Source organism: [Brevibacterium] flavum, from assembly GCF_019317305.1.
GTDB classification, from domain to species: domain Bacteria; phylum Actinomycetota; class Actinomycetes; order Mycobacteriales; family Mycobacteriaceae; genus Corynebacterium; species Corynebacterium glutamicum.
The window spans coordinates 928,158-954,218 of record NZ_CP079240.1 but is presented as its reverse complement, the minus strand read 5'-3'; the positions used below and the strand labels follow the sequence as shown (position 1 = coordinate 954,218).

Genomic DNA, 26,061 nt, shown 5'->3' with positions numbered 1-26,061 from the left:
TGAGATTTCGATTTGCACTAGGAACACAAAAAGCTGCATTCCCGTTAGGGAATGCAGCTTTCTTAGCTATCTAACGTTTAGCCCTGGTAGATGCCGTCAGCACCGAGGCGAGCGTCAGCGTCGATAAGCAAGTTGATCTCTGCTTGGTGAGCGCCATGCTCTGGCAGGCGACGTCCGTCGACCTGCTCGAACAATGGTGCTCGGCCAACCATGCCAGCTTCTAGGCGGTTTGCACCGGTGCGCAGGCGCTGGGTTGCGCGTGCACGCCATGCTTCGACGTCGAGGCCTGCGTTGCGCATTGCCTGCTCGAAGATGCCGCTGGTTGCCAGCACGACGACTGCAGCCACGTGGCCGAAGCCCAGTGAGGTAAGTACGCCGGCCTTAATGGAGCCTGCGCCGAGATCCAGTGGCTTGCGCAGCCAGACGAAGTTCTCGCCCTTTGCTTCCATCTCTGGGTCAACGCAGTCAAGGGATGCGTTCTGTGGCAGCTTGCCGGTTTCCAGGATGGAGACAAGTCCACCGATCTGGAAGAGTGCTGCACCGCCCTTTGAGTGTCCGGTAAGGGACTTCTGGGAGACGACGAACATCGGGTTGTCGGCTTCGCGTCCAATGGTCTTCCACAGCAGGTTGTGCAGCTCGGACTCGTTTGGATCGTTGGCGTTGGTGGAGGTGTCGTGCTTCGAGACCACGCGAACGTCATCTGGGGTCAGACCCAAGTTGTTCAGTTCTCGAGCAAGTACGGACTTCTTGCCACCACGTGCTGCACCCAGTGCGCCAAGTCCTGGTGCTGGGATGGAGGTGTGAGCACCGTCGGCGTAGGACTGTGCGTGTGCAACAACTGCGAGAACTGGCAGTCCCAGTTCAGCAGCAACGGATGCACGTGCCAGGAGGACGGTACCGCCACCTGCTGCTTCGAGGAAGCCTGCGCGACGGCGATCGTTTGCGCGGGAGATGAAGCGTGGGTCGATGCCCTTGTCCAGCATTGCCTGGGTGTCTGCGGTGGCGTTCATGTCACCGAAGCCGGTCAGGGATTCAACCTGGATGTCATCGATACCACCGGCGACAACGAAATCTGCCTTGTTGAGGCGGATCTTATCCACGCCTTCTTCCACGGAGACAGCTGCGGTTGCACATGCTGCCACTGGGTGGATCATCTGGCCGTAGCCACCGACGTAGGACTGCATGGTGTGTGCAGCCACAACGTTTGGCAGGGTCTCCTGGAGGATGTCGGATGGACGATCCTGGCCGAGGAAGCGGTTGACGAACAGCTTGCGCAGGGACTGCATGCCACCGATACCGGTGCCCTGGGTGGAGGACACGTCAGCTGGGTGGATGGACTGCAGGAGTTCTGCTGGGCTGAAGCCGGAGGACAGGAAGGCGTCGACTGCAGTGACCAGGTTCCACGCTGCGATGTTGTCGAGTGCATCGATCATGGAGGCTGGGATACCCCACTTGGCAGGGTCGAAGTCGGTTGGCAGCTGGCCTGCTACGGAGCGGGTCAGGGTTGCCTTGCGTGGCACGAAGGAGGTGGAGCCCTTCTTCTTGGTCACGATCCATTCGCCGTCTGCTTCTTCAACGGTCACGGAAGCATCTGCATCGACGTAGGCCTGTGCTTCTTCAGCAGAGGTTACGGAGAAGGAGATGTCGCGGTCGAGGAAGACTTCAGCTGCGTCGAGGGAGCCGCCGTCGACGAGGAATGCGTCGTCGACAAGCTCACGGACACCGCATCGTGCGATGACTTCGTCGCGGAAGCGCTCGTAGATCTCTTCTTCAGGCACTTCGGTGCCGTCAGCGTCGTACCAGGCTGGCTTTGGATCCTCGCTCCAGGAGATCAGACCCATCATCCATGCAAGCTCAAGGACGCCTGCTGCGGTGAGGTCGACGGAGCCGTCGCGCTGGATGCCGTACTCAGCTTCGAAGCGGGTACGTCCGGAGCCCCATGAGGAGACTTCGCCAACGCCAACCATGACAACCATGTCTTCGAGATCGGTCTTGACCTCTCCAACTGGCGTTCCCACTGGCTGCTCTGGGTGCTTAGGTGATGGAAGCGCCTTGATGGTGTCTTCTGCTGCAGAGGTGGTCTCTGCTGCATCGGACTCGAGGGATGCTGCCAGTGCTGCGATGGATACTCCACCGGAAAGTCCACCGGTCAGGTCGTAATCGATCGGTGCTTCCAGAGCCTTTTCGCGGGATTCTGCGGATGCAAGACCCAGCAGTTCGGAAGAGATCTCTTCAGGGGTGTAGACGTGGATGCCCAGCTTTTCAGCGGCAGGGATGAGCACGTCGTTGCGACCCATGAGGCCGGTGCCTGCGACCCAGCCGATGCGTGCCTGTGCGAGGGAGACAAACTGTGGCCAGCCGGTCTCGGAGCCCCACTTGGCAAGGATGGCGTCGAAAGCAGCCTTGACTTCGCCGTAAGCGCCGTCGCCACCGAACATTCCGCGGTTCGGGGAACCTGGGAGTACAACGTGGACGCGTCCATCGACACCGCGGGATGCAAGATCTGCAAGTCCTGCGATGGTGCGCTCCACGGACCAGAGGAGCAGGCGTGCCTGGTTTTCAGCCTGTGGGCCTGCATCCGCCAAGGTACCGGATACGGATGGAGCTGCGAATGGGTACGCAAGGGTTGGGGTCAGAGCTGGCTTGGTCACGGTGACGGTGCTGCCGACGGTGACGCGCTGCTCGTTGCCGATCCAGTCGATGACTGCATCAACATCGCGGTAGGAGGACATGTTCGCAGGAACAATCCACAGCTTTGCGTTAGGGGTTGCGTTCGCAGCGTAGAGCTTGCGTGCGTATTCCTTACGCGCCTGGGAGACGTTCGATGCGGTGAGAATGACGGTCGCGCCCTGGGACAGCAGGCGAGCCGCAACTGCACCGGCGATCGACTCAGGAGCCGCACCGGTAACCAGCGCAACATCGTCGATGTGTGGCTCGTTAGCTGGCTTCGCAGCCACCTCGGAAACCTGCTTCAGGGTTGCAGCGAGAGCGGTGTCTTCAACGTGCTCAGCCCACCATGCAGCTTGCTTGACGACGGTCTCCCCCGTTCCAGCAAAGCGCTCGACGGCAATATCCTCGCCGTTGGCAAGGCGTGCCAGATCTTCACGTGCAGATGCCCAACGGTCGTCGAACAAGATCGCACGATCAGCGGAGAACACTGGGGTGACAAGCTTCAGCCAGCCGGTGCCCAGTTCTGCTTCGACAGCGTCGTAGAGTTCGGTGTCGATCTCTGCGCCTTCAACCTCGTCCTTGGTGTCTAGACCAAGCTGAGTAAGAATGCCGCGAGCAACATTTGCCAGGACGCCTTCTTCACCAGTGACGGTGGATGCGTAGGCATCAAGTGCTGCGGAATCAACAACTCCGCCACCTGAAGCTGCACCGCCGGAGGACATGGAGACGCTGGTGCCGTTGGCTGCAGCAACATTCTGCACGGCACCGTCGATAAGCGCATCGACATCGGCCTTGCTGGATGCGTTAGCTGGCAGGCTACCCAGGTTGCCGCCGCGGACGGACTCGCCTTCGCGGGTGCCCAACAGCAATTCAACCTCAACGTGTGCGGTCCAGCTTTCTGGAAGTCCCCAGGTGCCGGTCACGCGATCGCCGATGTAGGAAGTCTTCAGACCTGCTGCACCGGTCAGTGCGCGCAGACGTGCACGAACGGTCTCGGAAAGAACTGGTCCGAAAGGCTTGTAGCCAGGAGCTGCGGTGACAACACGTCCCTGCAGGGTAGCTACGTCAGCGTCAGCTGCGCCGTCGATGGTTGGGACGGACAGCTCGGTGGACATGTCCATGAGCATCTGGTTACGGCGTGAGGACACACCGTTGGTCAGGGTCTCAGAGGTGTCCGCTGCGGTGATCTGATCAATGTTGATCTTGTTCTGGAAAGCGAAGAGAACCATGATGGCATTGGCAGCGTTGAACTTCAGTTCAGGTGCGTTTCCAACAGGTGCAGGTGCGGCTGCGGCTACTGGAGCTGCAGCAACTGGTGCCTCAGCTGCTGGAGCTGCGGCTGCTGCAGGTGCTTCCTCAACTGCTTCTTCTTCAACCTCTGCAACTGGTGCCTGGCGAACATCGTTGAGCATAACGGTGTCCTGGTCGCGCTCCACGTTGAATACTGGGCGGGACTTGCCAATGACATCCATGGTGCGCAGTGCCAGGTTGGTCAGGGTTGGCGATGCTGCCAAGCCGACCTCGATGATCTGATCGACGGTGTCGATGATCAGAGCCTGGGTTTCGATCCAACGCACAGGGGATGCGAACTGCCAAGACAGAAGCTCGATGAGGAGCAGGCGTGCCAGGGTGTTCTCGTCGGTGTCCTCCACCTTGATGCCCTTGAGGCGCTCGGATGGAACAACAGCAAGGATGGCATCCACGAAGCTCTGGGTGAGCTCGAAAGGACGAGCAACCAGGTTCGGGATGTAGCGGCCGCGAAGAGCATCGATGTCGATGGTCTCTGGCAGCAGCTCGTCCAGCTTCTCTGCGAAAGCAGGAACGCCTGGGCGCAGGACGCTGGAGTGGAATGGTACGTCAATGCCTGGGATGTTCACGTAAGCACGTGGGTTTGCAGATGCAGAAGCCTTGAGGGCCTTCAGGCCAGCCAAGGTACCTGCGACTGCGTACTGCTGGCCATCAACGTTGTAGTTAACGATCTGCAGGAATTCGCCGGATTCTTCAGCGACACGGTCAACCCAGTTCTCCACCTCGGTGGCTGCAACGTTGATCATGTTCGGACGGAATGCGGCAAGACCGTAGTTGGAACGGCCCTTCTCATCACGTGGAACCAGGGAGTGCATTGCGGAACCGCGGGAGAACACAACGTCGATGACGCCTTCGAGTTCGAAGATGTTGCCCAAGGATGCCAGTGCGGTGTACTCGCCGAGGGAGTGGCCTGCGTAGAGGGAGTCGTCGATAATTGCGTTTGCAGCCTTGAGGCGCTCGGTCTGAGCGTAGGCAACCACGGCGAGCGCGACCTGCGTGAACTGGGTGAGGTTCAAAACGCCAGCTGGGTGCACGAAGGTGGTGTCCCCAACCTTCAGCTCAGTTGGGTTTTCATCAATGACCTGCTGGATGGAGAAGCCCAAGTTTGCGCGGGTGTGTGCATCTGCACGCTCCCACACCGCGCGAGCCTCTGCGCTTGCGGTGCGATCGCCCTGACCCATGCCCTTAGCCTGGATGCCCTGGCCTGGGTAAACATAAGCGGTGGAAGGAGCCTTGAGCAGCGCCTGTCCGCGGGAGACAACGTTGCCATCAATGCGGCAGGTGACCTCGTATGCAGGCTTCAGACCTGCGCGGCCAACACGCTCGACGGTGATGTCAACAACGTCGTTGAGCTGAACCATGCCGTACATGGAGTAGGTCCAACCAATGACCTCAGAGCCAAGACCAGCGAGGTGCTGTGCGGTAGCGGACAGCCACATGCCGTGGACAAGAGCTGCGTCCAGGCCAACAAGCTTTGCAGCGTTGTCAGAGGTGTGAATTGGGTTGTAGTCACCAGAAACCATGGCGAATGGGGTCATGTCTGCAGGTGCAGAAACAGTTGCCTGGCGGATGAAGGAACGAGGGGTTGCCTCGACAACTTCGTCGCGTGCGCCGTAGGAATCTGCTGGTGCAGCCATTTCGTTGGTGGTGATGCGTCCACGAATTGCGAAGCGGGTAACCAGCTTGGCTGCTACTTCGCCTTCGGTGGTGAGCACGATGCGCACGGTAACGATACGGCCGGATGCGGACTCTTCGATGGAGTCGGTGCGTGCCTCAACGTCGATGGTGCGGCCGTTTGCCAGCTCCTCGAGTGGGATGCGCAGATCAAGAAGGTGATCCAGGTGGACTGCGTTGAGCAGGCCTTCGATGACTGGATAGCCATCGGAGAGCTTACCGGTGCCAAGCGCTGCGTAGATTGCTGGCCAGCAAGCGCCCATGAGGACGTCTGGGGTGCCAACGTTGTGTGCTTCCAGCGCTGCGCCGGTGACTGCGGTGTGTGCGGTCAGCAGGGATGCAGGCAGGGTGAAAGAATCGCGGACGGTGCCGAATGGGGTGCCGTCCTGAACTGCCTCTGGAAGTGCCTTGATCTCATCGCCAGCAGCGGAAACAGATCCAACACCAGCAACGCCAGCAAGAAGTGCGAAGACAGACTCAGGCAGCTTCTCACGGGAAACAACTGGGGAGCCACCGGTTGCAACAGCGTCGCCCAGCTCAACTGGGATGTCAACATGCTGAACCAGGTATGGGCGCTGCTCAACTGGCAGATCGTCGAAGTAGGAATCAGCCAGGATACGGATGACCCAGTAGCCATCCTTCTCGATGAGCTCGAAAGCACCCTCGTTGAGGACGTGAGCTGGGTTGTCGATCAGGTTGCCGTGCCACACGATGTGTGGGGTAGCCAGCAGGAATTCGCGCTCGTTCTTGGACTCGTTGAGGCGAGCGAAGATCTCTTCTGGCTCGCCGTCGAGAGCGTCAACGCAGGCAGCTTCGAAGCGGCCGAGCAGCTCTGCAACTGGCTCGTCAACACGGTCGATGCCGGCGACGGAGACTGGTCCTGGGATAACGCGGACTGAGTTCGCGCCGTAGCGCTCGTTCTGGGACTGCCACAGGGTGTCAAGGCCCCACCAGCGTGCCAGGTCAGCATCGATTGCTGGAACCCAAGGCATAGGCTTGTGGTGCTTGCGGCACAGACCAATAAACCACGCGGCGTCGCGCGCAGAGACCTGGATCTCGCGGGCCTGCGGGTAAGCAGCAAGAAGCTTTTCGACGGCCTCTTCCTCATTTTCCACAGACGCATGGTCTGGGAACAGTGTGGTGATGGCACCGTGCTCTGCCTCGTTGAGACGAGCTTCAATGCGGTGAACCAAATCGAGGAAACGATCATCCCAGGTTGGGTCCTGAGTTGGGTAAGCAAGCTCAACCCAACGCTGGATCCACTCTGCGTAAGTCATCTCTTCGACCTCGCCGAAGAAAGGCTTAGCGGTCTTGTTGATAGCCTCGATGAGCTCTTCGCGGTGATCTGCGTAATCATCAGAATCGATGGAAGAGATCAGGCGGGAAGCTGCAGCGGAATCGTTGTCCAGCTCGTACATGTCAGCGTGCAGGTGTGACAGACCAGAGGTCACGCCACCACGAGCATCGCCACGGCCAACCCAGCCGCCAGCGTCGTGTGGATCAACACCTGGGGTGTCGACCAGTGCCTGCTTGACCTGAGGAGAAGTGGTTGCTTCCTTGGTTGCCATGGCAGCGGTACCCACGAGGATGCCGTCCACTGGCATTGCTGGGAAGCCCAAATCGGTGGACCATTCACCGGTCAGGTAGTAAGCAGCCTTTGCAGGGGTTCCGATGCCACCACCGATCATGACGACAACGTTCTTGCGGGAACGCAGCTCTGCGTAGGTGGTCAGGAGCAGATCGTCCAAGTTTACCCAGGAGTGGTGGCCACCAGCGTGTCCGTCCTCGATCTGGATGATGATCTTGGTCTCTGGGTTTGCATCAGCAATCTTCAGGGTTGCGCGGATCTGATCCACGGTGCCTGGCTTGAATGCAACGTATGGGAAGCCATCAGCGTTCAGATCGCTGATCAGCTCAGTTGCTTCCTCAACCTCTGGGATACCAGCGGAGACAACAACACCGTTGATGGAGGTACCGGTTGCACGTGCCTTGGAAACGATGCGCTGTGCACCGAACTGCAGGTTCCACATGTAGCGGTCGAAGAACATGGAGTTGAACTGTGCGGAGCGTCCAACCTTGAGCAGGGAAACGAGCTTTTCCTTGTTCTTGGTGAAAACTTCTTCAGAGTACTGTCCGCCACCGGCCATTTCGGCCCAGTGTCCAGCGTTCGCTGCAGCCGCAACGATCTCAGGATCAACGGTGGTTGGGGTCATGCCAGCCAGGACGATTGGGGAATAACCAGTCAGGCGGGAGAACCCGGTGAGAACCTTGTGCTCACCGTTTGGAAGCTTAACCAGCTTTGGAGCGAACTCGGACCAATCCTCAGCGGTAGGAACGTGGAAGCCAGGGCGAGCCAAGTTGTCGCGCTCTGCAGCGGAGAACGCAGGAACCAAAGAGATTCCGCGACCGTCTAGCAATGGAGCGGTGAAACGGCTGACTCCTGCATCGAGGGAAAGAACGTAATCAGCCTTGAGGTTTGCGATCTGCTCAACCCAGTCAGCTGGGTTAACTAGAATTGCTTCTGCCAACGCGCGCGCGTTGACGTTTAGGCCACAGGTGGTTGCCCACTCGACAGCCAAGTCGGCTGCGTCCTGCATGGAGGAGTGGTGGAAAGGAATGGCCACATCCAAGTAGTCAAACTGAGGCTCTGCCAGGGATCCACCCTTGCGCTTTTCGTTGATGTCTTCGTTGTAAGCATCAGCTGCGCGCTGTAGAGCAGCAGCAGCCTTCTTCAGTGCCTCTGGCTTACCAGAGACAACAAAGTGTGCACGAGCGTTGCGCAGGGAGACCTCTACCCCATCGACACCAGCGATGGTGTCCTGGATGATCTCACGGGACAGGCCGCGAACAGAGAGCATATGTGCGCCCTTGCCAGCGAACTGGGAAGCTGCTGCGCCCAGCAGGATGGCGAAAGCTAAAACGTCTTCTTCATTGTCTACTGCTTCAACGCCCAAAATGCCCTGGGAGTGTCCAAGGCGGGAAGCTGCTGCGACATCGAGTCCGAGGTCACGCAGCTGACGGGTTGCAGCGATCTGTCCCAGCAGAATGCCTGGAATGGAAACGGCAGGCTGTGCGTCGATGTCTGCACCGATTTGTGCGTCTTCGCGGGTCAGTTCCTCAAGACGAGCAAGTGAGCCAGGCACGATGGCGGTGATTTGGCGAGCGAAAGGTGCAGTCTTTGCACGGGAGCGAGACAGGAGCTCGCGCAGGTGCGTTGCGGTGATGTGGTCTTCGCTGGAATCAGCGATCACCTGCTGCCAGGCAGAAGCCTGACCGGCGTACAGAATTGCTGGCTCTTTGAAAGAGTGCAGCGGTGTCAGTGAAGAAATACTCACGAAATAAAGCTCCTAAGTCTTGGAATGGGCTTCTTGGACCCATGACCACTTACGAATGCGTAGGTTACGTGAGCGTAGCCGAAATAGATGACTAAACCCTCATGTTTTTCTGGCAATTTCTTGTTTTTGCAGGAAACAAACCTTTCACCGTGAGCAACATCACAAGATAATGGTGTCGTTACAGGTCGAAAAATCCCACCCCTAGCCCTTTTAAATGAGTGTTGTTATTGTTAACCACTGTTACTGGTGGGATTAATACTTATTTTTGGGAGAACTTTTGGACATGCAAATAAACCGCCGAGGCTTCTTAAAAGCCACCGCAGGACTTGCCACTATCGGCGCTGCCAGCATGTTTATGCCAAAGGCCAACGCCCTTGGAGCAATCAAGGGCACCGTCATCGACTACGCAGCAGGCGTCCCCAGCGCAGCATCCATTAAAAATGCAGGGCACCTTGGAGCTGTCCGTTACGTGTCAAAGCGACGCCCCGACGCTGAATCCTGGATGATCGGCAAGCCAGTCACACTGGCAGAAACCCGAACTTTTGAACAAAACGGCCTCAAAACCGCATCCGTCTATCAATACGGAAAGGAAGAGACCGCCGATTGGAAGAACGGCGCCGCAGGAGCGGCAACCCATGCTCCACAGGCAATTGCGCTTCACGTGGCAGCTGGTGGCCCTAAAAATCGCCCCATCTACGTGGCGATCGACGACAACCCAAGCCGGTCTGAATACACCAATCAGATTCGCCCCTACCTCCAGGCATTCAATGTTGCGCTGTCCGCTGCCGGCTACCAGTTAGGTGTCTACGGCAACTACAACGTCATTGATTGGGCTATCGCCGACGGCCTTGGAGAATTCTTCTGGATGCACAACTGGGGATCAGAAGGAAAGATCCACCCACGCACCACCATCCACCAGATCCGCATTGATAAGGACACCCTCGACGGAGTCGGCATCGACATGAACAATGTCTATGCAGACGACTGGGGTCAGTGGACCCCAGGCAACGCGGTTGACGATGCCATCCCCACCATTCCTGGAAACTCCAACACGGGAACAGGTACTGGAATTGATGCTGACACCATCAACCAAGTAATCAAGATTCTTGGCACCCTATCTAGCTAAACTAGCCGTGCTGACTCACAACCTCACCCAATTGGTTTTCCACCAATTGGGTGAGGTCTTCTTTTGATCCAGTCACAGCAGCTGCCACAACATAGTCTTCGCCAAAGGTCACAGAGGAGTGCAGCATGAGATCATCAGACCATCCCCATTTGGATCCTTCTGCCTCATCAAGCACCGCTGTCCCCCAGTCTTGCGGATAACCGTCAGCCGCGACTGCGCTGGCATTACGCATCGCTTCAAGGATCGGTGAATCTGGATCATCGATAATGAGAGCGCTGACAAATTTCACCAAATCGTAAGTGGATGTCACCGAGTATCCCCAGTGCGCGTCTCCCCTTGTGGAGAGCAATCCGTATTGATCCGCAATCTCCTCAATTGATTCTGGGTACGCCTCATACAAGATTTCGGCGGATACGTCGGAGGAATCTTTGATCATTTCCATCGCCAAAGACTTCTCATTGTTCGTGCCGTGCTCGAGCACATATTCAGCGATGTAGAGCTTAGCCAAACTTAACGCTGGGCGCGCAAAACGTTCCGTAGACGTGCCAGTATGGAAATCGTCTTTCAGGCTCATGTACGTAATTTGGGAGCCTGTCGAGTTTTCCACAAACTGCGTTAGAGGGCTTTCTTCCACTGCTTTCGCAGCTGCGGAAGATGAAGACGGCATGGATGCAGCGCTGGCCTGTGGCTGCAATTCGGAAACCTTTACTTCCTCCTTCTGAGGGAGAGTAAAAATTCCGCCAATAATAACTACTCCTGCTAAAAGGACAGTAGACACCCGCCACCCCGGGTGAACCTTAGAAGTTCTTGACACGTCCACTAATAGTACTGCATGCGAAAACCGCCCATCCTCCGACTGGAGAGTGGGCGGTTTAAATAACTTCAGAAACTAGATTTAGTGATCAACAGCCTTTTCAACACCGACACCGGTGAGGGAACGAACTTCCATTTCGGCAGCAAGATCATCCATGTTGTCTGGCTTACCAACCAAAGTGCCGATCCAACCAGCGATGAATGCCAGTGGGATGGAGACGAGGCCTGGGTTCTTCAGTGGGAAGATTGCCCAGTCTGCGCCTGGAACCATTGCGCTGTCATTACCGGAGACTGCTGGGGACAGGAAGATCAGCAGCAGCGCGGAGATGAGACCGGTGTAGATAGCGGCCACAGCGCCGGTGGTGTTGAACTTCTTCCAGTACAGGGAGTACAGGATGGTTGGCAGGTTAGCGGATGCTGCAACTGCGAAGGCCAGGGCCACGAGGAACGCAACGTTCTGGGTCATTGCAAGAATTCCCAGGACAATGGAAATCAGGCCAATGACGACAACGGTGATGCGGGATACTCGGACCTGCTCCGCTTCGGTGGACTGACCGTTGCGGATAACAGCGTTGTAGATGTCGTGACCAACAGCAGCGGATGCGGTAATTGCAAGACCTGCGACCACGGCGAGAACGGTAGCGAACGCAACTGCGGAAATCAGCGCCATGAAGATGGAACCACCAAGCTCGAAGGCCAGCAGAGGAGCAGCAGCATTAGCAGCACCTGGTGCTGCAATGACGCGGTCTGGACCGACCAGTGCCGCAGCGCCGTAACCAAGGACCAGGGTCATCAGGTAGAACGCACCAATGAGGATGATAGCCCAGGTCACAGACTTACGTGCTTCCTTGGCGGTAGGAACGGTGTAGAAGCGCATCAGAACGTGTGGCAGACCAGCGGTTCCAAGACACAGAGCGAGAGCCAAGGAGATGAAGTCCAGCTGAGTGGTCAGAGTTGCACCGTACTGAAGGCCAGGCTCCAGGATCTGGGTTGGATCGTAACCCTTGGTAGTCGCGTATTCAGATGCTGCGTGAGTGTCAACAGCCTTGTTCAGCAGGGTGGTTAAGCCGCCGGACACCTTGACGAAGGTCAGCACGGTCATAATGGCAACGCCACCGACCAGCAGAACTGCCTTAATCATCTGAACGTAGGTGGTGCCCTTCATGCCGCCAAGAAGAACGTAGGCGATCATGACAATGCCAACGATACCGACAACAACTGCCTGCCACTTGAACTCGTGGATGTTCAGCAGAACGGACACAAGGGAACCTGCACCAGCCATCTGAGCGATCAAGTAAAAGAGGGTAACTGCGAGGGTACCGCAGGCCGCAGCGACGCGGACTGGTTTCTGACGCAGGCGGAAGGACAGCACGTCAGCCATGGTGAAGCGACCCACGTTACGAAGTGGCTCTGCCACGAGCAGCAGTGCAACAAGCCATGCGACGAAGAAGCCGATGGAGTAAAGGAATCCGTCGTAACCGTTGAGTGAAATTGCACCAACGATACCGAGGAAGGACGCTGCAGACAGGTAGTCGCCTGCGATAGCCAAACCGTTCTGGGTTCCAGAGAAGGAAGCACCACCGGTGTAGAAGTCAGTGGATTCGCTGGTGCTCTTGCCCACGCGAAGCACCACGGTCATCGTCACAATAATGAAGACGACAAAGACACTGATGTTAAGAATCGGATTACCGACGCCCTCAGAAACAGCGTCTTGTGCAAGGAGAATAGTGGAATTCATATCTGATTAACCTTCCATCTTCTGGCGAATAGCAGCCTGACGAGGCTCCAAGTTCTTGTTCGCAAACATGACGTAGATGTAAGTAATGATGAATGTGGTTACGAACTGAAGGAAGCCGAAGATTAGGCCGATGTTGATTGCGCCGAAAACTGGGGTTGCCATCCACTCTGACGCAAAGGATGCAACCAAAACGTAGACGACGTACCACAAGAAGAAGGCAACGGTCATTGGGAAAGCAAAGGAACGGAACTTGCTGCGGAGCTCTCCAAATTCTGGGCTCGCCTGCATGTCCCGAAACTCTTGAGCCGTCGGCTGGCGACGCCCCTGGGTGATTTGTTCTGCATTCACTGGAAACTTATCTCGCTTTCATATCCCTCGAGCGGGAGTCGGTGATCGGCCACTCTTTAAGCAATGCCGGCTTTAAAATAAAGCAACTTATATGTTTCTCACCACATCTGGCCGACGACCGCGAAGTATGTTGTCGATCACAGCTAAACGTGTGAATGTGAAGTTACCTAACTCACATTGCAATGCGATAGCGATTTGGAAAACTCACTCCCCCCAATACCTTAAATTGAACTTAAAAGTAGTGTTTTACCTGCATTTATAAAAGTTCCCGATCTACCCCCTCTTTGCCCCGAAATACCCCTTTTGCAAAGATTGCAAACACAACAGTGCAATAGTTAACGGGCTTCACATATCACCATTCTGTCTGGTTTTAGGCTATGTTCGGGTCGTTTAGGAAAAAATAGTTTTGTGGGATGAAACGCATAATCCGTCAGTTTTGCGCAATCGATAGCCTGAATTGGACCTAGATCTTCCGCTTCTAAATAGGTATGCAGAGACATTCACATTAATTAACAAAGCCATTTTTCCAGCCGTGGAGAAGCGTTTTCCGACTATGGTGTGGGGCATGGAACACACTTCAGCATTGACGCTCATAGACTCGGTTTTGGACCCTGACAGCTTCATTTCTTGGGATGAAACTCCCCAATATGACAACCTCAATCAAGGCTATGCAGAGACCTTGGAGCGGGCTCGAAGCAAGGCCGAATGCGATGAATCGGTGATTACTGGAGAAGGCACCGTGGACGGCATTCCGGTAGCCGTTATTTTGTCCGATTTTTCCTTCCTCGGCGGTTCTTTGGGCACGGTCGCGTCGGTGCGCATCATGAAGGCGATTCACCGCGCCACAGAGCTGAAACTCCCACTGCTGGTCTCCCCTGCTTCCGGTGGTGCGCGCATGCAGGAAGACAATCGAGCCTTTGTCATGATGGTGTCTATAACCGCGGCTGTGCAACGCCACCGCGAAGCACATTTGCCGTTCCTGGTGTATTTGCGCAATCCCACGATGGGTGGCGCCATGGCCTCGTGGGGTTCATCTGGGCATCTCACTTTTGCGGAACCCGGCGCGCAGATCGGTTTCCTGGGCCCTCGCGTGGTGGAGTTGACTACCGGGCGTGCGCTTCCAGATGGTGTGCAGCAGGCGGAGAATTTGGTGAAAACTGGTGTGATTGATGGCATTGTGTCGCCGCTCCAATTGCGTGCAGCGGTGGCAAAAACGCTCAAGATTATTCAGCCTGCAGAGGCAACCGATCGTTTTTCTCCAACAACTCCTGGCGCAGCGCTTCCTGTGATGGAGGCGATTGCGCGTTCTCGTGACCCGCACAGGCCTGGAATCGGGGAGATTATGGAAACGTTGGGGGCAGACGTCGTCAAGCTATCTGGTGCGCGTGCTGGCGCGTTGAGCCCGGCTGTGCGCGTTGCCTTGGCGCGCATCGAGGGCCGGCCTGTGGTGCTGATTGGGCAGGATCGGCGCTTCACTCTTGGGCCGCAGGAGCTGCGTTTTGCGCGCCGTGGCATTTCGTTGGCGCGCGAGCTGAACCTGCCGATCGTGTCCATCATCGACACCTCCGGCGCCGAATTGTCACAGGCGGCTGAGGAGCTCGGCATCGCAAGCTCGATTGCGCGCACCTTGTCCAAGCTTATCGACGCTCCCCTCCCCACCGTTTCGGTCATTATTGGTCAGGGCGTTGGCGGTGGCGCGCTGGCCATGCTTCCCGCCGATCTGGTCTACGCGGCCGAAAACGCGTGGCTGTCCGCATTGCCACCAGAGGGCGCCTCGGCCATCCTCTTCCGCGACACCAACCACGCCACGGAAATCATGGAGCGACAAGGCGTGCAGGCGCACGCACTTTTAAGCCAAGGGCTTATCGACGGGATCGTCGCCGAAACCGAGCACTTTGTTGAAGAAATTCTCGGCACAATCAGCAACGCCCTCTCCGAATTGGATAACAATCCGGAGAGGGCGGGACGCGACAGTCGCTTCACACGATTTGAGCGTTTAGCGCAGTAAAGAAAATTATGCGCTGATCAAATCGATGATGAACACCAGGGTACGGCCAGACAGTGGGTGGCCGGAACCCTCAGGGCCGTAAGCAGCCTCTGGTGGAATGGTCAGCTGACGACGTCCGCCGACCTTCATGCCTGGAATTCCCTCTTGCCAACCTGCAATGAGGCCGTTGAGTGGGAACTGGCTGGTCTGTCCACGATCCCAGGAAGAGTCAAACTCCTCGCCGGTTTCAAAGTCAACGCCCACGTAGTGGACCTCAACTTCTCCGCCTGGGCGAGCTTCTGCGCCTTCGCCAACGATGATGTCAGAGATTACGAGATCTTCCGGTGCTGGACCGACCGGTAGCTCAATCTGTGGCTTTTCCATGTGCTGTACATGCTCCTTGAAAATCGTATTTTTTGGTTTCATGCAAAAACGGCCGAAACCATCCCTGTCATTATGACAGACGAAGTGGCTTCGGCCGAAGTTGAACGAGAATCATCCGCTAAATTTAGCGCTCCTCGCGAGGAACCAACTTGCGGGATTCGTTGCCGGTGTAGACCTGGCGTGGGCGGTTGATCTTGTTGCCTGCTGCACCGAGCTGCTCGCGGTAGTGAGCGATCCATCCTGGCAGACGACCGATTGCGAACAATACGGTGAAGAAGTCAGTTGGGAAGCCCATTGCGCGGTAGATCAGGCCGGTGTAGAAGTCTACGTTCGGGTAGAGCTTGCGGGAGATGAAGTAATCATCAGCCAGTGCAATTTCTTCCAGCTTGATTGCCAGATCCAGAAGATCGTCGCCACCGAGGTGCTCGAGGATCTCGTGTGCGGTCTCCTTGACGATTGCTGCACGTGGATCGTAATTCTTGTAAACGCGGTGTCCGAAGCCCATGAGGCGGACGCCGTCTTCCTTGTTCTTGACCTTGTTCATGAACGCGGTTGCGTCGCCACCGTGGTTGTTCTTGATGTCTTCGAGCATCTCCAGAACAGCCTGGTTTGCGCCACCGTGCAGTGGGCCGGACAGAGCGTTGATGCCACCAGCGATGGAGACAAACATGTTGGCCTGTGCGGAACCGATCATACGAACGGTGGAGGTGGAGCAGTTCTGCTCGTGGTCAGCGTGCAGGATGAGCAGCTTGTCCAGAGCCTTGACCATGATTGGGTCGATCTCGTATGGCTCAGTTGGGTAACCGAACATCATGCGCAGGAAGTTCTCACGCGCGTTGAGGGAGTTGTCTGGGTACATGTAAGGAGCACCCTTGCGTGCGCGGTGTGCGTACGCAGCCAGCATTGGAACCTTTGCCATGAGGCGAACGGTTGCCTTATCAAGCTGTGCCTCATCGAGTGGGTTCAGCTGATCCTGGTAGTAGGTAGACAAAATGTTAACCGAGGAAGCCAAGGTTGCCATTGGGTGAGCGTCGCGTGGGAACACGTTGAACTGGGACTTGAAGTCCTCGTCCAGAAGGGTGTGGTGGCGAATCTCGTCGTTAAACTTGTGAAGCTCATCTGGGGTTGGTAGCTCACCGTTGATAAGTAGGTAAGAAACCTCGTTGAAGGTGGCATTCTCAGCCAGATCAGCGATGTCATAGCCGCGGTAACGCAGGATTCCCGCATCGCCATCGATGTAGGTGATCTTCGACTCGGTGGAGCCAGTGCTCACATAACCTGGGTCAAAAGTGATCAGTCCAGTCTCAGACAGCATCTTGCCCAGGACAACACCGTTGTTACCCTCAGAAGCCTCGATGATGTCCATTTCGAACTCGCCACCGGGGTAGTGCAGGACAGCCTTGTTGTTATCAGTAGCCACGATATCCCTTTCAAACATATTTGTTCGGAAAAAAACTCTTCCGGATTGCGGAAGTAGTCCCGTTTATTCTTACCAACTGGGATGCGCCAAGCGCATGTCAGTTTTTGTTACTCGACACATTTCTTTCCCAATCTGGTCCGGTTAACACGCTATACCGATAAATGCGGTTTAGCCATATCCGAAGTGAGAGCCAATTCCCCCACAATCACGTTGGTTACATCATTCCCGACCACCCACAGCCACCGTAATCAGTAGCCACGGTCACGCCAATAGAACTCAGATCAATTGTGCCGATGTGCTGCTATTTAGTTCTGCACCCTCAAGGCCAGCATTCAACCCCGCTAGAGGGTGAAAATGCTGGCCTTTAAGGCATTAAAAATCCCACAATAAGTGGACTGGTACACAGTTTAGCAAAGTTTGTGATGCACACGACAAGGATGGGTGCCAAGTAGCTTTCCCCATGCAATTCGCCACCCTATAACGCAACCTCAGGGGATATTAACAACCTAGAAATTGAAAACTTTGCAAAACTTTGAACTACCCCCAAATTGGTGGCTGGTCAACTAACCCCCGCGTTTTCAATAGTTCGGTGTCGCCAGTTTTGGGCGTTTTTCATCGTTTGGGAGACTGCGTGAAGAATCTAGGGTGCTAGGAACTGACAGCTTCAGGGTTATAGTTGTTGGGTCAGATCGTTAACGATCCCTGGCCCTTTTACTTCCAAGCGCAGAAAGTTGCCCGAAGACATGACCGACTTCCCCACCCTGCCCTCTGAGTTCATCCCTGGCGACGGCCGTTTCGGCTGCGGACCTTCCAAGGTTCGACCAGAACAGATTCAGGCTATTGTCGACGGATCCGCATCCGTCATCGGTACCTCACACCGTCAGCCGGCAGTAAAAAACGTCGTGGGTTCAATCCGCGAGGGACTCTCCGACCTCTTCTCCCTTCCAGAAGGCTACGAGATCATCCTTTCCCTAGGTGGTGCGACCGCATTCTGGGATGCAGCAACCTTCGGACTCATTGAAAAGAAGTCCGGTCACCTTTCTTTCGGTGAGTTCTCCTCCAAGTTTGCAAAGGCTTCTAAGCTTGCTCCTTGGCTCGACGAGCCAGAGATCGTCACCGCAGAAACCGGTGACGCTCCGGCCCCACAGGCATTCGAAGGCGCCGATGTTATTGCATGGGCACACAACGAAACCTCCACTGGCGCCATGGTTCCAGTTCTTCGCCCCGAAGGCTCTGAAGGCTCCCTGGTTGCCATTGACGCAACCTCCGGCGCTGGTGGACTGCCAGTAGACATCAAGAACTCCGATGTTTACTACTTCTCCCCACAGAAGTGCTTCGCATCCGACGGTGGCCTGTGGCTTGCAGCGATGAGCCCAGCAGCTCTCGAGCGCATCGAGAAGATCAACGCTTCCGATCGCTTCATCCCTGAGTTCCTCAACCTGCAGACCGCAGTGGATAACTCCCTGAAGAACCAGACCTACAACACCCCAGCTGTTGCTACCTTGCTGATGCTGGACAACCAGGTCAAGTGGATGAACTCCAACGGCGGCCTGGATGGAATGGTTGCTCGCACCACAGCAAGCTCCTCCGCCCTGTACAACTGGGCTGAGGCTCGCGAGGAGGCATCCCCATACGTGGCAGATGCAGCTAAGCGCTCCCTCGTTGTCGGCACCATCGACTTCGATGACTCCATCGACGCAGCAGTGATCGCTAAGATACTGCGCGCAAACGGCATCCTGGACACCGAGCCTTACCGCAAGCTGGGACGCAACCAGCTGCGCATCGGTATGTTCCCAGCGATCGATTCCACCGATGTGGAAAAGCTCACCGGAGCAATCGACTTCATCCTCGATGGCGGTTTTGCAAAGAAGTAATACCCCCACTTTGAAAAACACCCCGTACAGTTACACCAGTACGGGGTGTTTTTTAGTTAAGCTTGGGTGATCACTTAACCCAGCTAGAAGGAGTCAACATGCGGGAAATATTCCTGATCAGCGGTGATTCCACCGAATCATCCTTGGTTTTCAAGACCTCCGAAGAGGATGGCGCTGAGGAATTTTTCATTGCTGTAACAGATGAACTCCACGCCATTCTTGCAGGTCATAGCGAGATTAAGAGCGCCCCAGAACCCGAAGAACACAAAGAGGTCCCACCTCCTGTTCTAGAGCCGGTCGCTGCGGTAGAAGAGCCCCGTGAGGAAAAAGAAATTGACCCTCGTATCAGCGCTCCCCTGACGATGTCACCCCGCGAAATTCAGATTCGGGTTCGCTCAGGCGCCACCATCGAAGAATTAGCCGAAGAAATCGGCGTCACCGAAGCCCGCGTTGAGCCCTATGCCCACCCCGTTTTGCTGGAACGTGCCCGCATTGCCGACTTGGCTAAGCAATCACACCCCATCAGGGAAAATGGTCCTGCAAAACTGACCCTCTGGGAAATTCTTGCAACGGCGTTTGCCACTCGCGGCCACGATCTCACCGCAGCACGCTGGGACGCCTACAAAGACGCCACCAACCAGTGGATCGTGCGAGTTGATTGGAAGGCAGGACTCAGCGACAACTACGCGGAGTGGACGTTAAACCTGCACAACACCAGCAATCCCACCGCTGATCCGCGGACCCCAGTCGCAGCCGATTTGATCGATCCTGAATTCATTCAGCCGGTACGTACCTTGACGTCCGTAAACTCCACCCAGGAACAGTACGACGACGAAACCGATGTTTTCGACACCGTACCAAGCCCTGACGACGCACCAGACTCAGAATCCGATGCCGTTGCTGAAATCACCAACGACAACGAACCTGAAGTCGATGCGGAAGGCCCACGCAACAGGCGTCGAAAAGCAGTAACCCCACACTGGGAAGATGTTCTTTTAGGAGTTCGCGCAAACACAAAGCGCCCGAAGAAATAGGATGTGCTGATGCCAAGTCAATTGGGAGAAAACGCGGCGATCGTCACCCTCTGGTTTGTTAGCGCATCCGATCCCCAATCCATCATCCGCTCGGAACCTCGGGCGGATCGTGGATATGGCCGAAAACTGTTGGCACAGCTCAACCCAACGTGGCCAATTACCCCCATCGGGCAGTTCGCCCTCAACAGATCCGTTCCTGCTAGTGCCAACGAGTTCTACATCGCTGGTTTTCCGGGCATCACCATCATTCAAACCGTGTTGGAAGATGTCACCTCTTTATCCAAGCTGAATCCTCGGTTACTGCGCAGCGTCCCGGCAACAGATGTCTACATTTTCGCCGTCAATGAAGAAACCACCCTTGGTGGCTTCGCACACATCTACAACGGTGAGATCAAACGATCCTTCATCGCCTATGAAGAGCGCGTCTTCGAAGACAACGGCATCCCCGGCGGCTTTGAAACCCCCTACTGGGCAGGCAAAAAAGGCACCCGGAAAACTGCGCTGTCGTTGCCCTTCAACCCCATCGAACTAGTCCACGAAGCACAACGTGCATGGCTCGGATTCGACACCACCACCTCCCCTGACATCAACGTCGTTGCCTATGCCACCGATGGTCGCCCCGAGCCGCGCATCGCTGCACCCCGCATAATTAACAGCGAGGAAGTGACAAGGTCCGCCGTCGAAAAGCTAGGACTGCGCGAATCCGCCTTCTACGACGACTACGAAGAATACGAGGCACCCGATCGAGTGGTGTCCAAGCGCATTACCTCAAACGCGAAAAAAGCGGCCAGCTCAGCACAGAAATTTGGTAAATCTCTGTGGCGAGCCAGCCGCGAATTCGGGTCAAACATGGCGGAAAGACTCCGCCATACTGACCGCTAGCGCTACTACTTAGCGCTGTTACTTAACGCTGTGAGCGATCCCGTTCATAAAACGCAATCGCCGCCGAGGTAGCCAGGTTCAAGCTATCGGTACCCGGCGCCATCGGGATGCGGGCGCGGACATCGGTGGCGCGCATCGCATGCTCGGTCAGGCCTGGGCCTTCAGCGCCCACGAGTAGAGCCACTTTGTCTTTGCCTGCGAGCGCATCTTCGAGGTGTTCCGCCTCTGGATCTGGGGTGAGTGAAACGAGGTGGAATCCGGCTTCTTTGAGCTGCTCTAAGCTGCGCTGCCACGTGGTGTAGGTGCCTTCCAAGTGTGCGAACGGCAGGCGGAGCACGTGGCCCATTGAGACTCGAACGACACGTCGATACAAAGGATCGGCACAACCGTTGCCGAACAAGATGGCGTCAACGCCCATGCCTGCTGCGTTGCGGAACATGGATCCGATGTTTTCGTGATCGCCTACGCCTTCCAGCACCACCACGGTGCGGGCGTTTTCTAGAACCTGCGCAACACTTGCCTCCTCGGTGCGATCAGCTGTCGCCAGAAGTCCGCGGTGCATATCAAAACCTGCGACCTCCGCGAGGAGCTCGCGGGATACCTCATACACTGGGATGCCTTCAACGAGGGATGCATCGATGCTGTCGAGGAAAGAATCCAGCTTGTTTTTAAACCCGACGATCGCACGCACTGGGTAACGCGATTCCAGAAGCCGACCAACCACCAACGGACCTTCGGCAACAACAAGGCCTTTGCCACCGGGTAGGTCTGGCCGGGAATCGGAATGGTTAAGATCGCGGACATCATCCAGACGAGGATCTGCGGGATCAGAAATTACCGTGCGCGTTGTCATTAGCCGACAGCTTCCATGATGGGATCAATCGCGAAGAACACGACGAAGAGTCCAGCGACCAGCCACATCAGCCAGTGCACTTGCTTTGCTTTGCCTGCCGCTGCAGCCATGATGGCGTACATGATGAATCCAACGCCAATGCCGTTTGCAATGGAGTAGGTGAAAGGCATGATCACAATGGTCAAGAACGCTGGGAATGCGATGTAGAACTTGGAGAAATCAATCTCGGTAACCTGCCCCATCATCATCGCGCCAACAACTACGAGCACTGGTGCTGCTGCTTCGATGGGGACGATTTCATACAGTGGGGTCAAGAACATGGCAGCCAAGAACAAGGAGCCGGTGACCACGTTGGCAAGGCCGGTTCGTGCGCCGTCTGCAACACCTGCAGAAGAGTCAGCGAACACGGTGTTGGAGGATGCAGAGAAAGCACCACCGACAATGGCACCTGCGCCTTCCACAACCAGTGCCTTCTTAATGTCTGGAAGGTTGCCTTCATCATCAACCAAGTTGCCCTGCTTACCAAGAGCGGTCATGGTGCCCATGGCGTCGAAGAAGTTTGCAAGGACCAGGGTAAAGATCAGCAAGGTCGCGGCGACCACACCGATGCGGCTGAACGCACCGATCAAATCAACTGCGCCGACGATGGAAAGATCCGGGATGCCACCGAAGGAGTCTGGGAGACCAGGAACGGCGAGTGACCAGCCTTCTGCGTTTGCTTCACCATTTTCAAAGGACGCACCGGAATCAAAGATTGCTTCTGCGATGATCGCCAAAATGGTGGTTCCCAAAATGCCGATAAACAGTCCACCGCGAACTCGACGGACAACAAGGATGCCACAGAGAAGAACACCGACAACGAACACGAACGTTGGCCAAGACGCAATGGAACCATCAATGCCCAAGGTCACTGGCACAGTAGTACCGGCAGCATCTGGAATACGGCGAACAAAGCCTGCATCCACGAGGCCGATCATGGCGATGAACAGGCCGATACCCACGCTGATGGCCGCCTTCATGGATGCTGGGATCGCACGGAACACAGCAACACGGAAGCCGGACACAGCCAAAATAACAATGACCACACCGTCAAGGACCACAAGTCCCATTGCTTCCGGCCAGGTCAGGCCCTCACCTGAAACCAGTGTCACGGCGACCATGGTGTTAATTCCCAGGCCAGCAGCAATGCCGAATGGATAACGCGCAATCAAACCAAACGCGATGGTCATGACACCAGCGGCAAGCGCTGTTGCCGCTGCAACCTGTGCGATGCCTAGGGTGTTGCCCTCTACGTCAGGGGTGGTGCCAAGGATCAAGGGGTTGAGGATGATGATGTAGGCCATCGCGAAGAATGTGACCACACCTGCACGGATTTCCGTGCCAATGCTTGATCCTCGCTCCGAGATTTTGAAATACCGGTCTAGGGCTCCCCTAGCACTCGTTGATTTCCCTGACGTCATTGCCGGATACCTCAATTTCTATTCAAGTTGTGAGAAAGCTGGAAAACTCGTGGAAAACTCAGCTGATTCCACTAGCAAGGATTCTTCTTTTAGCTGAAACCTTTAGCGCAACAGAATTTTTCCATCTGCCTACCAGATGGGGCAAGTCCACCGCCTAAAAGTGATGAACCCACCAAAAACCCACCCCAGTGGCCCAAACCAATTTCACCTACGCCCACACTGTAACTCAAGGGGTGGACTCGCTAAATCCGTAGTTTGGCTAGTAGGGTGATAATCTCAAATAAAATGCACTTTCACCAGCTTTTTCGATTCCGGAAGGTCTAACTACACGTCGTGGTGACCACAAGTTTTCTCATGGTTGACGGACACATCCGCAATCTTCAGGGCCACATCGATCGCCTCGAGGCGGCAGCCCCTACTGCTTCACAGTTCCATGATCGCATCATCACTCAATTGCGTGAAGCTCCGGGCAGTGTTCAGGCAGCTGTCACGATTGAAAATAACCACTATAACGTCGAGCTGCGCCCGCCCCGCAAGTTAAATTCACTGGTCACCCTTGATACCCACGGCCACCGCGATGAGCGTCTACATCCAAAGATTAAAGGCCACGATATCGCGTGGCAGAACATGGCCACCGCAAACAGCCGCCGCCAGGGCGCCGATGATGGGTTGCTTGTCGACGAGTCCGGCCAGGTGATCATGGCTATCAATGCCTCTCTCTTGGCGATTAAGGGCGACACCGTGTTTCATTCCACGCACCCCAGGTCGCTGCCGTCTGTTCTGGAATCAACGGTCATTGCCTACCTGCAGGAACAAGGCTGTAATGCAAAGCCTCGAGAGCAAGGCTTCAACATCAATGATTTGCGCTCTTCGGAAGTGTGGCTGGTGGATTCTTTGTCCGGCATCCGTCGCGTCGCTGCATGGCTCGAATACGGTTCCAAATTCCCAGTCTCAGAAACGCGACCCGTGGCAGCTTTCGTGCCGACGTTTTCTGAAGTCAATGACTATCTATGGAGCACTGCACAGCAAGTGTAGGTCGCTCGACTGTTATTCTCGGGGCTGTGAAAAAGCTTGCATCCTTAGCGATCCTCTCCAGCCTCCCTTTGGCTTCGTGTTCCACTCCCCCAACAGATTCAGAGGCTGTCGTTGAGCATCTGGTTCCAGAAATTATCTCCACCCACTCTTTTGATTCCACCTCGTTTACTCAGGGGTTGGAATTAGATGGCGACGAGCTGATTGTGGGAACTGGCCAATACGGTGGTTCCCGAATCTATCGCAGCTCCGTTGATGGCCAGGAATCTGTTTCCCAATCGCTTGATCCAGAATTCTTCGGCGAAGGCATCACCAAGTCTGGTGATGCCATCTGGCAGCTGACATGGAATGAAGGTGTCGCTTTCAAGCGTGATGCAGATACTCTCGAGGAGTTAGATCGCGTTTCATATGATGGCCAGGGGTGGGGAATTTGCTCAACTGACGATGCCCTCATCACCTCTGATGGAAGTTCCACCCTCACTTTTAGGGATCCGGAAACCTTTGCAGAGAACAGCACTGTAGATGTGACACTAGACGGCTCTCCGGTTGGGAACCTCAATGAGCTCGAATGCGTCGATGGCGAGGTATATGCCAATATTTTCCTCGATACAGACATCATGCGAATCGATCCGAACTCCGGCGAAGTCACCGCAGTGATCGATGCCTCAAATATTCCTAACAACGCCACACCAGATACAAACAATGTGCTCAACGGCATTGCACATATTCCGGATTCCGATCGTTTTTATATCACTGGTAAGCGTTGGCCTGACCTCTATGAGGTTAGATTCGTCCCTGCTGACTAGAATCAAGACTCATGGCAAGCCGGAAGACCAAGCGTAAAAACCTCATTCAGATTCTCAGCCTTATCGTTGCTGTGTTATTGGTGGTGATTTTGTCTGTGGTGTTCCAGCAATGGTGGAACAATCGCCCAGAGCCACTCCCCCAAGAGATCTCTATCTCAGCATCTTCTCCCGCTGGTGAAATCGAGGTATTCCCATTCAGCATGTGTGAACCAGGTGTTGAATGCGAAGAGAACGAGGTGCCAACGCTGGAAGTTGGTGCTGATGAAGAGTTGCACCTGACGATTCCAGAGGCAATTCATGATCATGACTGGTACTTGTTGACCATTTATGATGATCCGGCTGCAAATGACGAGTTCTACCACACCAGTTACGACGCCACCGAGGCAACCGTTCCTGGTTCTGTGGATCCAACCGAAGAGGGTGCGGAGCGCCCACGTCTGGTCGTAGTGGAAGTGTCCGCTGTGATGATCGGTGAGGATGAAAATGGTGAGGAAAGCCCTTACACCGTCACGTGGTCGCTATCCACGATGAACGAGTAACTCACTCACAAACAATAAGGAGAGGATCCGTTTTCGGATCCTCTCCTTATTGTTTTAAGACTCAAGCTCCTTCGCAACAACGCGAAGAATTTCTGCTACCTGCGCTCCAGCTTTGTGCTCCGGGTATTGCCCTTTGGCAAGGCCTGGTTGCACTCCACTTTCTAGAAGCGTGATGAGGTCAGAGATCATTCCGTTGAGCTCTTCTGGCTTGTATTTGTGCTGTGGACGCCTGCGTGGAGTTTCAAGAATCTTTATTCGAAGTGCTTGAGGGCCCTTACGGCCTGCGGCGAAGTCAAAATCGATTCGCTGCCCCTTGTGCAATTCGGTGACTCCCTTGGGAAGTACTTGCTTACCTACGAAGCAATCTTCACCACCTGGATTGGAGACAAAGCCGAAACCACGCTCCGCGTCGTACCACTTCACTGTTCCGACAGGCACTTGTCCTCACCACTTTCATTCCTAATTCATATGCTGATTCAAATTGATCAACTATTTTTGACCAGAAGAAATTATTATACACCGCAAGCATCGCGTTAAAAATTTCCCGGAAAGTTACATCGTTACCCGAAATATTCCAAAATGTAACATAAATCACACTCGATATTTCAGGCGGGATGACCTGCGACTTCAAGGTCGCACCAAAGCCAGATTGATATAGATTTCGTAAATAACGTGACACAATCGTGACCTTCGGGTTACCGTGTATCCCAGGCACCGCAACAGTTCATCTGCAAGTCCGGCTCATCGCCAAACCCTGTCTGGGGTCGGAAGTTGAACA

17 protein-coding genes are annotated in these 26,061 nt (G+C 55.4%); 8 read left to right on the top strand and 9 right to left on the bottom strand.

The features are described 5' to 3' along the window. Positions 1-77: 77 nt before the first annotated feature. Positions 78-8,987, bottom strand: a complete 8,910-nt coding sequence (locus tag KW808_RS04570) for a type I polyketide synthase (RefSeq protein ID WP_003862376.1) — start codon at positions 8,985-8,987, stop codon at positions 78-80. Between the two features lie 283 nt (positions 8,988-9,270). Between KW808_RS04570 and KW808_RS04565 the strand changes: the two genes are divergently transcribed. Then, positions 9,271-10,113, top strand: coding sequence for a DUF1906 domain-containing protein (locus KW808_RS04565; RefSeq protein ID WP_034983621.1), 843 nt, complete (start codon positions 9,271-9,273; stop codon positions 10,111-10,113). A gap of 1 nt (position 10,114) precedes the next feature. Here the strand turns inward: KW808_RS04565 and KW808_RS04560 are convergent, their stop codons facing one another. The 3 genes from KW808_RS04560 to KW808_RS04550 all read right to left on the bottom strand — a co-directional run bounded on the left by KW808_RS04560 (position 10,115) and on the right by KW808_RS04550 (position 12,952). Next, positions 10,115-10,891 (bottom strand): hypothetical protein, encoded by a 777-nt coding sequence (locus KW808_RS04560; RefSeq protein WP_003862372.1) that lies wholly within the window; start codon positions 10,889-10,891, stop codon positions 10,115-10,117. 117 nt (positions 10,892-11,008) lie between these two features. Continuing rightward, complete coding sequence (locus KW808_RS04555; protein WP_003862371.1) at positions 11,009-12,664, bottom strand: monocarboxylic acid transporter; 1,656 nt, start codon at positions 12,662-12,664, stop codon at positions 11,009-11,011. 6 nt (positions 12,665-12,670) lie between these two features. After that, positions 12,671-12,952, bottom strand: coding sequence for a DUF485 domain-containing protein (locus KW808_RS04550; RefSeq protein ID WP_003858328.1), 282 nt, complete (start codon positions 12,950-12,952; stop codon positions 12,671-12,673). A gap of 613 nt (positions 12,953-13,565) precedes the next feature. Between KW808_RS04550 and KW808_RS04545 the strand changes: the two genes are divergently transcribed. Then, on the top strand, positions 13,566-15,020 hold the full coding sequence (locus tag KW808_RS04545) for a carboxyl transferase domain-containing protein (RefSeq protein WP_003862368.1): 1,455 nt from the start codon (positions 13,566-13,568) through the stop codon (positions 15,018-15,020). Between the two features lie 6 nt (positions 15,021-15,026). On the opposite strand, the gene fkpA is transcribed toward KW808_RS04545, so the two are convergent. Next, the gene (gene fkpA / locus KW808_RS04540) at positions 15,027-15,383 is read right to left on the bottom strand and encodes an FKBP-type peptidyl-prolyl cis-trans isomerase FkpA (RefSeq protein ID WP_003858324.1); all 357 of its coding nucleotides are present in this window, start codon (positions 15,381-15,383) and stop codon (positions 15,027-15,029) included. Positions 15,384-15,507: 124 nt separating this feature from the next. After that, positions 15,508-16,821, bottom strand: coding sequence for a citrate synthase (locus KW808_RS04535; RefSeq protein WP_034983619.1), 1,314 nt, complete (start codon positions 16,819-16,821; stop codon positions 15,508-15,510). 725 nt (positions 16,822-17,546) lie between these two features. Here KW808_RS04535 and serC point away from each other — a divergent pair. The 3 genes from serC to KW808_RS04520 all read left to right on the top strand — a co-directional run bounded on the left by serC (position 17,547) and on the right by KW808_RS04520 (position 20,593). Further along, the gene (gene serC, locus KW808_RS04530; RefSeq protein WP_003858322.1) at positions 17,547-18,677 is read left to right on the top strand and encodes a phosphoserine transaminase; all 1,131 of its coding nucleotides are present in this window, start codon (positions 17,547-17,549) and stop codon (positions 18,675-18,677) included. A 98-nt stretch (positions 18,678-18,775) separates the two neighbouring features. Continuing rightward, positions 18,776-19,711: a septation protein SepH gene (gene sepH, locus KW808_RS04525; protein WP_003862365.1), complete on the top strand. Its 936-nt coding sequence runs from the start codon at positions 18,776-18,778 to the stop codon at positions 19,709-19,711. Positions 19,712-19,720: 9 nt separating this feature from the next. Next, positions 19,721-20,593 (top strand): DUF6928 family protein, encoded by an 873-nt coding sequence (locus tag KW808_RS04520; protein WP_003862363.1) that lies wholly within the window; start codon positions 19,721-19,723, stop codon positions 20,591-20,593. Positions 20,594-20,615: 22 nt separating this feature from the next. Here the strand turns inward: KW808_RS04520 and KW808_RS04515 are convergent, their stop codons facing one another. Further along, complete coding sequence (locus KW808_RS04515) at positions 20,616-21,446, bottom strand: TrmH family RNA methyltransferase (protein ID WP_003862361.1); 831 nt, start codon at positions 21,444-21,446, stop codon at positions 20,616-20,618. Next, entirely contained in the window at positions 21,446-22,789 is a 1,344-nt protein-coding gene (locus KW808_RS04510; protein ID WP_003862359.1) for an NCS2 family permease, read from the bottom strand. Before KW808_RS04510 ends, KW808_RS04515 begins: the two co-directional genes overlap by 1 nt. 450 nt (positions 22,790-23,239) lie before the next feature. Here KW808_RS04510 and KW808_RS04505 point away from each other — a divergent pair, with 450 nt between their 5' ends. From KW808_RS04505 to KW808_RS04495, 3 genes are read left to right on the top strand one after another with little or no spacing between them, the layout of a single operon-like run. Further along, positions 23,240-23,941 (top strand): aminotransferase class IV, encoded by a 702-nt coding sequence (locus tag KW808_RS04505; RefSeq protein WP_003862358.1) that lies wholly within the window; start codon positions 23,240-23,242, stop codon positions 23,939-23,941. Further along, complete coding sequence (locus KW808_RS04500) at positions 23,917-24,744, top strand: glutaminyl-peptide cyclotransferase (protein ID WP_003862356.1); 828 nt, start codon at positions 23,917-23,919, stop codon at positions 24,742-24,744. The genes KW808_RS04505 and KW808_RS04500 overlap by 25 nt, the downstream gene beginning before the upstream one ends. Positions 24,745-24,755: 11 nt before the next feature. After that, a complete protein-coding gene (locus KW808_RS04495; protein WP_003858312.1) occupies positions 24,756-25,283 on the top strand; it encodes a DUF2771 domain-containing protein in 528 nt (175 codons plus the stop codon). Positions 25,284-25,337: 54 nt separating this feature from the next. Here the strand turns inward: KW808_RS04495 and KW808_RS04490 are convergent, their stop codons facing one another. Then, positions 25,338-25,721: a cold-shock protein gene (locus tag KW808_RS04490; RefSeq protein WP_003858310.1), complete on the bottom strand. Its 384-nt coding sequence runs from the start codon at positions 25,719-25,721 to the stop codon at positions 25,338-25,340. Positions 25,722-26,061 lie beyond the last annotated feature (340 nt).

What these genes read in the sequence shown, in the direction of transcription:
- KW808_RS04565 (WP_034983621.1), top strand. Translation starts at nt 9,271, where the DNA reads ATGCAAATAAACCGCCGAGGCTTCTTAAAAGCCACCGCAGGACTTGCC.
- KW808_RS04555 (WP_003862371.1), bottom strand. Translation starts at nt 12,664, where the DNA reads ATGAATTCCACTATTCTCCTTGCACAAGACGCTGTTTCTGAGGGCGTC.
- KW808_RS04550 (WP_003858328.1), bottom strand. Translation starts at nt 12,952, where the DNA reads ATGCAGGCGAGCCCAGAATTTGGAGAGCTCCGCAGCAAGTTCCGTTCC.
- KW808_RS04545 (WP_003862368.1), top strand. Translation starts at nt 13,566, where the DNA reads ATGGTGTGGGGCATGGAACACACTTCAGCATTGACGCTCATAGACTCG.
- fkpA (WP_003858324.1), bottom strand. Translation starts at nt 15,383, where the DNA reads ATGGAAAAGCCACAGATTGAGCTACCGGTCGGTCCAGCACCGGAAGAT.
- KW808_RS04535 (WP_034983619.1), bottom strand. Translation starts at nt 16,821, where the DNA reads ATGTTTGAAAGGGATATCGTGGCTACTGATAACAACAAGGCTGTCCTG.
- serC (WP_003858322.1), top strand. Translation starts at nt 17,547, where the DNA reads ATGACCGACTTCCCCACCCTGCCCTCTGAGTTCATCCCTGGCGACGGC.
- sepH (WP_003862365.1), top strand. Translation starts at nt 18,776, where the DNA reads ATGCGGGAAATATTCCTGATCAGCGGTGATTCCACCGAATCATCCTTG.
- KW808_RS04520 (WP_003862363.1), top strand. Translation starts at nt 19,721, where the DNA reads ATGCCAAGTCAATTGGGAGAAAACGCGGCGATCGTCACCCTCTGGTTT.
- KW808_RS04515 (WP_003862361.1), bottom strand. Translation starts at nt 21,446, where the DNA reads ATGACAACGCGCACGGTAATTTCTGATCCCGCAGATCCTCGTCTGGAT.
- KW808_RS04510 (WP_003862359.1), bottom strand. Translation starts at nt 22,789, where the DNA reads ATGGCCTACATCATCATCCTCAACCCCTTGATCCTTGGCACCACCCCT.
- KW808_RS04500 (WP_003862356.1), top strand. Translation starts at nt 23,917, where the DNA reads ATGGAGCACTGCACAGCAAGTGTAGGTCGCTCGACTGTTATTCTCGGG.
- KW808_RS04495 (WP_003858312.1), top strand. Translation starts at nt 24,756, where the DNA reads ATGGCAAGCCGGAAGACCAAGCGTAAAAACCTCATTCAGATTCTCAGC.